The sequence below is a fragment of the Mycobacterium sp. UM_11 genome, assembly GCF_001414075.1.
GTDB lineage: Bacteria > Actinomycetota > Actinomycetes > Mycobacteriales > Mycobacteriaceae > Mycobacterium.
The window spans coordinates 1-9,680 of sequence record NZ_LATC01000137.1 but is presented as its reverse complement, the minus strand read 5'-3'; the positions used below and the strand labels follow the sequence as shown (position 1 = coordinate 9,680).

Below are 9,680 nucleotides of genomic sequence, written 5' to 3'. Positions count from 1 at the left end.
GCAGCGCCTGCAACACGACGATGGCCGCGGGGACCATGTAGCCGGGCAGCCGGCGGGCCAGCGCAGCGCGGGCGGCGGCAGGGTCCACCGTGCCGGGCGTCGTCTCGGTGAGGTAGCCGACGAGCCGTCTGTCACCGGGCCGGTCCTCGCGAGCGATCACCGCGGCCTGCGCGACGCCGTCGAGTTCGCTGAGCGCGGTGCGGATTTCGCCGAGTTCGATGCGATATCCGCGGATCTTCACTTGATCGTCGGCCCGCCCGAGGTAGTCGAGTTGTCCGTCGGGGCGCCAGCGCACCAGGTCCCCCGTGCGATACATCCGGGTCCCGGGTGGCCCGAACGGGCACGCCACGAACCGCGAGGCGGTCAGGCCGGCCCGGCGCCAGTAACCCACGCCCACACCGCGTCCCGCGATGTACAGCTCGCCGACCACCTTGGGCATCACCGGACGCAGCAACTCGTCGAGGACGAAGAACGCGGCTCCGGCGATCGGTGATCCAATGGGCGGTGCACCCGAACCCGGCGCCAGCGGCAGGCTCTTCGATGCCCACATCGTGGTTTCGGTCGGGCCGTAGACGTTGACCATGACGCGCCCGGGCGCCCAGGTGTCCACCAGCGCCGGAGGACATGCTTCGGCGCCGATGATTAATGCCGCGCGGCCCAGTCCGTCGGGTGACAGGCCGCTGACCGCGGACGGGGTCTGGGTCAGCACGCTCACCTGTTCTTCCATCAATAGGGTGTGGAAGTCTTCCGGTGAGCGGGCCACCGACTCGGGTACCACCACCAGTCGTCCACCGAACAGCAGCGCGGCCCAGATCTCCCACACCGAGAAGTCGAACGCGTACGAATGAAACTGCGTCCACACCTGGTCGGGGCTCAGGGCGATCCCGGTCTCGAGCGAATCGAACAACTGCGTGACGTTGTGGTGGGTGACGGCAACGCCTTTCGGCACACCGGTGGTTCCGGAGGTGTAGACCAGGTGGGCCATGTCGTCGGGTGAGGGGGGCGGCGGCGCGGTGATGCGCTGGGCCTCGATTCGATGGTCGGCGATATCGATGACGGTCACACCGCAGCCGTCCAGCCGCGGCCTCAGCTCAGCCGTGGTCAGGACGGCGATCGGGGTGGCGTCGGCGAGCATGAACTCGATGCGGGCCCGAGGATGCATCGGGTCGATCGGCAGGTACGCCGCGCCGGTCTTGAGCACCGCCAAGATCGCCGCAATGGCCTCGGCGCACCGGGGAAAGAGCAGGGCCACCCGCACACCCGGGCGCGCACCGTGGTCAATCAGCAGGTGCGCCAGCCGATTAGCGGCCTCGTCGAGCTCCCGATAGGTCATCGAGCGGCCGTCGAAGGTCACCGCCACGGCATCCGGGGCCCGCGACACCTGCTCGGAGAAAAGTGCCGGAATCGACGCCCGCTTCGCGGGCTGGGTCAACACCGCGCGGTTGCTCCACTCGTCGAGGCGCGCGTGCTCGGACTCGTTGAGCAAGTCGATGGACAACAACCGGCGGGTTGGGTTGGTGGTCAAATCATCCCCCTAGATCAGTGGTCATGGCCACCAACACCCGCTGGAAGCGTTCGATCAATGACTCGATGCTCTCGGCGTCGAATACCTGGCTGTCGTATTCGACGCGGAGAACCAATTCGCGGTCGGGCCGGGCCTGCATCGTCAGCGGGTAGTGGCTGGATTCGATGCCGGTGAATTCGGTGATGGCCAAGCCGTTGCTGTGGGACAGTGCCGTGGCGTCGATCGGGTAGTTCTCGAACACGAACAACGTGTCGAACAGCTGGTCGAGACCCGTGATGCGGTGAATCTCCTTGAGCGCCAGATGCTCATGGTCGATGGTTTGCTTGTGCGCGGTGTGCAATTGGCCGAGCAGGTCGGCGACGGTGGTGTCCGGGGTGATGGTCGCGCGCACCGGAATGGTGTTGATCATCAGGCCCACCATGGTTTCGGCGCCGACCACATCGGTCGGCCGTCCGGAGACGGCGGCGCCGAAGACGACGTCGCGCCGGCCGGTCATCGACATCAACACCTGCGCCCACGCGCCCTGCAGCACGGTGTTGACCGTCGTGTGGCAGGACCGCGCCAGCTCGTTGACGGCCAGGGTGGTGGCCTCCGGGACCCGCGCCGAGGCGGCTTCCCGGGCACCCAGCGCCGGCCGGCCCGGCGGTCCGACCAGCGTGGGCGTGTGGAAGCCGGCGAGCACCTCGCGCCAGGCCGCTTCCGCGGCGTCGAGGTCACGCTCGGCCAGCCAATTGACGAACCGGCGATACGACACGGCCGCCGGTAGCCGCTGGCCGTAGTAACTGGCGAAGATCTCCTGCAGCAGAACGGGTAACGACCAGCCATCGAGCACGATGTGGTGGTTGGTCAATACGACGCGGTAGGCTTCCGGCCCCGTGCGGATCAGGGCCGCGCGGAAAGCGGGCGAGCCCTTGAGATCGCACACCGCCGCGCGTTCGTCGCTGCAGATGCGCCGCAGCTGCCCGTCCACGTCATCCTCGAGTTCGAGGTATTGCCAGGGTGTTTGGGGCTCGGCCGGGATGAGCTGGACCGGCTCGTCGAAGCGGGTGCAGAATCGCGCGGCCAGATTGGGGTGACGGTGGACGACGGCGTCCACTGCGCCGCGCAGGCGATCGGGGTCGAGCGGGCCGGATACCGAGATGTCGAGCTGCATCGAGTACAGGTCGCCGTCGCTGTTCTGGGCTGCCGCGTGGAACAGCAAGCCTTGCTGAAGCGGAGTGAGCGGCAAGATGTCGGCGATCGGGAATTGCCGCTGCAATTCGTCGATCTGGGGCTGCGTGAGATGCGCGGGGATGATGTCGGATGGGGTGATGCCGCCGCCGCCGCGCTGGACATGGGCGCAGATGCCGGTCAGCGCGTCGAACCACAACTGACTGAGCCGCTCGACTTGCGGGCGATCGAGCGCTGAACGCGCCCAGGTCCATTCGGCGTGCAGCCGCGGTCCGGCGCCCGTGTCGACCGCGCCCGCGTTGAGCTCCAGGCTGTGGGCGAGCGGCATCGGCACCGCCGTGGCGGACGTGGTGATGTCCAGGCCGTCTTGGCTGATTCGCCAGAGTTCTCCGGGCGCCTCGGATCCGTCCAGCCGACCGAAGTAGTTGAAGCCGATCGGCGGGTCGCACTCGGGGAGCGCGACGTCGGCGTTGAGGTAGCGCAGCAGACCGTAGGTCAGGCCCTCGGGGACGGCGCGAAGTTGCTCCTTGGCGCGCTTGACGAACGCGCCGACTGCGGCGTCACCGGTGAGCAGTTGCGCCCAGCGCGGCCCGTCGACCGGCAGGGGCACGGGGTATTTGGTGGTGAACCAGCCCACGGTGCGGGATAGGTCGACCTCGGCGGCGAGATCTTCGTAGCGGCCATGGCCCTCGACGTCGATCGCGATGGATGCGTCCTCGTCAGAACCCGAGAACTCCCTCCACGCCAACCCGAAGGCGATCAGCAGGATTTCTTGGATGCCGATATGGAATGCGGCGGTAACCTCACCGAGCAGTAGCCGCGTGGTGTCGGCGTCCAGCGATGCCGTCAGGTGCCCGGCGCTGGCGTAGGTGTCGATCTGTGCTACCGGTCCCGGCAGGGGGGCCCGGGTGACCGCGACCTGTCGCCAGGCCTCGGCCTCGTCGACCACCGCGGGCCGGCGGGCGTGCTCGGCCAGTAGCGCGGCCCACCGCTGGAAGGAAGTCCCGCCTGCCGGCAGCGTGATCGGCCGACCGCTGCGCCGCTGCGCCCAGGCGATGTTGATGTCTTCCAACAGAATTCGCCAGGACACGGCGTCGACGGCAAGATGATGGAGCATCAACACCAGTTGTCGGGTGCCGGCCACCCACAGCGCGCTGAGCATCACGCCGGCCGCGGGGTTTAGTCGTGACCGCGCGCTCGCCACCGCTTCGTCGCTCACCTCGTCGACCGCCAGCAGGCACGCGCCGGCGTCGACCGAGCCCCCCTCGGGCACCGTCAACGACCACTCACCGCTGGCGCCGTCGTCAGCGCGCAACCGCAACATCGCGTGGCGGTCGAGCAGGGCTTGCAGGAGCGCGACCACGTCCGCTTGGGCGGCGCCCGGGGGCGCTAGTAGCACCATCGTCTGGTTGAACTGGTCGATGGGGCCGTCGATCTCGTGCAGCCAGTGCATGATCGGGGTTGGCGTGACAGGGCCGATGCCCTCGTCGCCCACATCGCCCGGCCCGTTGCCGATGTGGGCGACGCGCGCGAGCCGCGCGACGGTCTGCTCGACGAAGATGTCTCGCGGCCGGCACATCACACCGGCTGCTCGGGCGCGGGCGACCACTTGCATGGACGAGATGCTGTCTCCGCCAAGGTCGAAGAAGGAATCGTCCACGCCGACGCGGTCTAGGCGCAGGACCTGGGCGTAGATGCCGGTCAGGATTTCCTCGATGGCGTCGGTCGGGGCTCGGTAATGGTCGCCCGCCTGATAGTCGGGAGCGGGCAGGGCGCGGGTGTCGAGCTTCCCGTTGATGGTGGTGGGCAGCGCATCGAGGACCACGACCGCGGCGGGCACCATGTAACCGGGCAACCGTTCGGTGAGCGCGGCGCGCACGTCGGTTGGATCAGCGGTGCCGGTGACATAGGCGACCAGTCGCTTGTCACCGGGGTGGTCTTCGCGGGCGATGACCGCGGCGCGCTCGATGCCCTCGAGTTCGGTTAGCGCGGCGTGGATTTCACCGAGCTCGATGCGGTGCCCACGAATTTTCACCTGTTCGTCGACGCGTCCGAGATAGTGCAGTTGCCCGTCGGGCCGCCAGCGGACCAGATCACCGGTGCGATACATGCGCGCCCCTCGGCCACCGAACGGGCAGGCCACGAAGCGCGACGCCGTCAGCCCCGCCCGCCGCAGATACCCGACGCCGACGCCGTGGCCGGCGACATACAGTTCACCGACGACGCCCGGCGGCACCTGGCGCAACGACTGGTCGAGGACGAACAGCGCCGCCCCCGGAACCGGTGCGCCGATGGGCACCGTGCCCGACGCGGCCGTCAGCGGCGCGCTGATCGCGACGCACATCGTCGTCTCGGTCGGACCGTAGGCGTTGATCATCAACCGCCCGGGCGCCCATCGGTCGACCACTTCGGCGGGGCACGCCTCGCCGACCACCACCACCGCCGCCGATTCCAGCCGGTCCGGCGACAACAGTTCGACGGCGGACGGGGTTTGCGTCAGCACGTCGGCTTGTTCGGCGGCCAGCAGGTCCTCGAAGTCCGCCGGCGACGTCGTCACGTCCTCGGTCACCACGACTACCCGGCCGCCGCGTAGCAGCGGACCGAAGATCTCCCACACCGAGACGTCGAAAGCCAGGGAGTGGCATTGCGGCCAGACACCCTTGCTCGGCAGACCGCCATCCAGCGACCCCAGTAGTTGAGTGACGTTGTGATGGCTGATGGCAACGCATTTCGGAACCCCGGTGGTCCCCGACGTATAGATGAGGTATGCGAGGTTGTCGGGGCCGGGCGCGGCAAGCGGTGTGTCGGGGTGCGAGCCGATTGCGTCCTCGCTGAAGGCGATGGTCGCAAGGTCGTGCCCGTCGAACCGCGAACGCAGCCCTGCGGTGGTGATCGCGGCGAGTGGCGCGGCGTCGGCGAGCATGAATTCCAGCCGGGCCGCGGGCAGCGCCGGATCGATCGGCAGATAGGCCGCCCCGGTCTTGAGCACCGCGAGGATTGCGATGATGGCCTCGGGGGAACGGGAAAACAGCAGCGCGACGCATTCGCCGGGAGCGGCGCCATGTCCGGTGAGCAAGTGCGCCAACCGGTTTGAGGCCGCGTCCAGCTCCTCGTAGGTCCAGGTGCGCGTCCCGCCGCTGATCGCCACCGCGTGGGGGTCGCGGCAGACATGGGTCGCGAACAAGGTCGGGATCGACACCGGCGGCGGCGCGGGCCGGTCCAACACCGCCCGGTTGCACGCCCCGTCAAGGCGGTCGCGCTCGCGCGCGTCCAACAGATCGATCGACGACAACCGCAGTTGCGGCTCGGTGGTCATCGCCACCAGCACCCGCTCGAACCGCTCGACGAGCCGGGCGATTGTGCCCGAGTCGAACACGTCGGTGCGGAACTCAACCGTGCCCCGAATCCCGTCGGGCGCACCGTCCTCGGTCCAACGCTCGGCCAGCGAAAACGTCAAATCCATGCGGGCGGTGTGGGTGTCGATCGGCACCTGGGTGACCTGCAGATCGCCCAGCGCCAACCCGGCGACCGGGTCACTCGCGTGGCCCGGCAGGTTCTGCCACGCCAACGCCACTTGGGCGAGCGGGTGGTGGCTGAGCGACCGGGTGGGGTTGAGCCGCTCGACGAGCACCTCGAACGGCACGTCTTGGTGCTCGAAGGCGAGCAGACTGCGTCGACGCACCTGGGCCAGCAAGTCGGCAACGGTTGGATCTCCGGCCACGTCCACCCGCAGGACCAAGGTGTTGACGAAGAAGCCCACCAGTTCATCGAGCCCCGGGTCACCGCGGCCGGCGACCGGGAAGGCCACCGCGACATCGGAAGTCGCGCCGAGCCGCGACAGTAGTACCGCCAAAGCGGCCTGAACGACCATGAAACTCGTCGCGTTGTATCCGCGCGCCACCTCGCGTATGCGCCGCTGCAGATCGGCCGGCCAGTCCACGGTCACACTGGCGCCGCAGTGGTCAGCCACCGAGGGATACGGTCGGTCGGTGGGTAGCTCCAGGCGCTCGGGCATGCCCGCCAGGGCTTCTTCCCAATATTCCAGTTGCGCGGCGATCCGGCTGTGGGGGTCGTCCAGCGCGCCGAACGTCGACCGTTGCCACAACGTGTAATCCACGTATTGCACGGGCAGTGGCGGCCAATCCGGGGCCAGCCCGTGCTGTCGCGCCCGGTAGGCCACGTTGAGATCGCGGATGAACGGCGCCAGCGACCAGCCGTCGAAGGCGATGTGGTGGACGACACCGACCAGCACGTGCTCGTCGTCACCGGCACGAAACAGCTTTGCCCGCAGCGGAATTTCGGTCTCCAGGTCGAACGGGTGATGCGCCGCTTCGTCGATGGCCTCATCGAGTCTGGCGGGCGGCCACGCGGTGGCGTCGATGACCTCCCAACCGATATCAGCCCGGTCGGGGGGGACGACGAGTTGCTGGGGCAGTCCATCGGGGGCGGGATACGCCGTGCGCAGGCTTTCATGCCGGGCCACCACGTCGGCCAGGGAGGCCGCCAGCGAATCGGGATCAAGGGCGCCGCAAAGCCTCAGCGCGACCGTCATGTGGTAAACGCCTGAGGGGCCTTGCAACTGGTCGAGAATCCAGAGCCGGTTCTGGGCGAACGAGAGCGGGATCGCGGCGGGCCGCTCGCATGCGACCAACGGGCTGCGTGGGCTCGACTCGGCGTTGAGGCGGGGCGCCAACTGCGCGATGGTGGGCGCGTCGAAAAGCTGGTGCACAACGAGGTCCGTGCCCAGCGCGGTGTTGATCGCAGGGATCAGGCGCATCGCGGACAGCGAGTCGCCGCCGAGGTCGAAGAAGGAGTCGTCGATGCCGACGCGGTCGAGGCCGAGGGTCTGGGCGTAGACGGTGGCGAGCAGGTCTTCGACGGCGGTGGTGGGCGCGCGGTAGTCCTCGGCGCTGGTGTAGTCGGGTGGGGGCAGGGCGCGGGTGTCGAGTTTGCCGTTGACGGTCAGGGGCAGCGCCTGCAGCACCACGATCGCCACGGGCACCATGTGTCCGGGCAGCCGATCGGTGAGCGCCGACCGCGCCGCGGCGGGATCGACCGTGCCGGTGGCACTTTCGACGACGTAGCCGACGAGGCGCTTGTCGCCGGGGCGGTCTTCGCGGGTGACGACGGCGGCGTGTTCAACGCCGTCGAGCGCGGTCAGGGCGGCCTGGATCTCACTGAGTTCGATGCGGTATCCGCGGATCTTGACCTGTTCGTCGGCCCGGCCGAGGTAGTCGAGTTGGCCGTCGGGGCGCCAGCGGACCAGGTCACCGGTGCGATACATCCGGGTTCCCGACGGCCCGAACGGGCTGGCTACGAAGCGTGAGGCGGTCAACGAGGCCCGGCGCCAATACCCCACCCCGACGCCGCGACCGGCCACATAGAGCTCGCCGACCACTCCGGGCGGGACGGGGCGCAGCCAGTCGTCCAGTACGAACAAGCCCGCGGTCGACACCGGGGCGCCGATCGGTACGGTCCCCAAACCCGTTGTCAACGGGGCGCTCAGCGTCGCGTAGACCGTGACCTCGGTGGGACCGTAGGCGTTGATCAGCACGCGCCCGGGTGCCCACCGGTCCACCAACTCACCGGGGCAGGCCTCGCCGCCGAGCAGAAGTGCCACCGACTCCAAGCCGTGCTGGGGAAGCGCCGCGGCGGCCGACGGTGTCTGGGTGAGCACGTTGACGCGTTCGGCGACGAGCAGGGCGTGGAAGTCTTTGGGTGAGGTGACCACCTCCTCGGGCACCACGACGAGGCGCCCGCCGCCGAGCAGCGCGGCCCAGATTTCCCAGACGGAAAAGTCGAACGCGTACGAGTGGCACTGCGTCCACACCTGGTCCGCGGGCAGATGCGCCGACGCCGACTCCACCAAATGGGCGAGGTTGCGGTGTGTGATCGCAACGCCTTTCGGCACTCCCGTGGTGCCCGAGGTGTAGATGAGGTAGGCAACATCGTCCGGCGAGGGCGTTGGCGGCTCGGGCCCGCGTTGAGCCGTCGTGCGGTCGTCGGTGATGTCGATGACGGCCAATGCCCGTCCCGCCAACCGTGGCCGCAGCGCGGTGGTGGTGACCGCGACCGCCGGCGCGGCGTCAGTCAGCATGAATGCGATTCGCTCGTCGGGCAGGGCCGGGTCGATCGCGAGGTACGCCGCACCCGCCCTCAATACCGCGAGCATCGCGATGACTGCTTCCGCGGAGCGTTCCAGTAACAGCGCCACACACCCGCCGGGCCCGGCACCGCAGCCGGATATCAGCCGGGCCAGCTGATCCGAGGCCTCGTCGACCTCCCGATACGTCAGGGACCGGCCCGCGTCGCTGATGGCGATCGCCTGCGGGGAGCGGGCCGTGTGGACCGCGAACAGTTCCGGGATCGACAGCGGCGTCGGCCCCGGCTCGCCCAGGGCCGTCCGGTTGCCCATCGCATCGAGGCGGGTGCGCTCGTCGGCGCCGAGCACGTCGATCGCCGACAATCGGAGCTGGGGGTCGGCGGCCATCGCCGACATGATGCGCTGCAGTCGATTGGCCAGCCTAGCAATGGTTTCCGCGTCGAACACGTCCGTGTCGTACTCGATGCGGAAGCCGAGCTCGGTACCCGGCGTGGCCTGCATGGTCAACGGGTAGTGGTTCGATTCGTGACCGGTGAACCCGGCAACGGTCAACCCGTCGACATCGAGCATTGTGGCGGGGTCGACGGGGTAGTTCTCGTAGACGAACAGGGTGTCGAACAGTTGGTCGTGGCCGGTGGCGTGGTGAATCTCGTTGAGTGCCAGGTGTTGATGGTCGAGGGTGTGGTTGTGGGCGTTGTGCAGTTGTTCGAGCAGGTCGGCGGTGGTGGTGGCCGGGGTGATGGTGGCCCGCACCGGCACGGTGTTGATCATCAGGCCGACGATCGTTTCGGCGCCGGCCACCTCCGTGGGCCGTCCCGACACCGCGGTGCCGAACACGACGTCGCGCTGGCCGGTCATGCCCATCAGCAGCTGCGCCCAGGC

Annotated in this window: 1 pseudogene; it reads right to left on the bottom strand. The window is 68.7% G+C overall.

The window, feature by feature from the left end:
* Nucleotides 1–9,680: pseudogene (locus WU80_RS22645) on the bottom strand (amino acid adenylation domain-containing protein); the annotation flags it as partial.